Genomic DNA, 318 nt, shown 5'->3' on the forward strand with positions numbered 1-318 from the left:
CATCGGCGTAGAGTCGTTTCACGGTCCTGTTCGGGATGGGAAGGGGTGGGACCGACTCGCTATGGTCATCAGGCAAAAGGGGTTGTCACGTTGCTTCGCAACGCGACCAATCTGGGAAGAAGCAGTAATTTAGGTTGTGAGCTGTATCTCACACATACGCGGTAGTTCAACCGCAGTACGTCGAGTGCCTGGCACTCGACGCTCGATATCCGTAAGCGCTGAAGCGCTAACGGCTATCGAGACAGACTTGTTATAGGATCAAGCCTTACGGGCAATTAGTATCAGTTAGCTGAACGCATTACTGCGCTTACACACCTG

The 318-nt window shown here is 52.5% G+C and carries 1 rRNA gene; it reads right to left on the reverse strand.

Annotated elements, in window-relative coordinates:
* Positions 1–73, reverse strand: a 5S ribosomal RNA gene (rrf, locus tag SB771_RS33890); the annotation flags it as partial.
* Positions 74–318 lie beyond the last annotated feature (245 nt).

The organism is Burkholderia sp. SIMBA_051 (genome assembly GCF_046534915.1).
Lineage (GTDB): Bacteria > Pseudomonadota > Gammaproteobacteria > Burkholderiales > Burkholderiaceae > Burkholderia > Burkholderia ambifaria.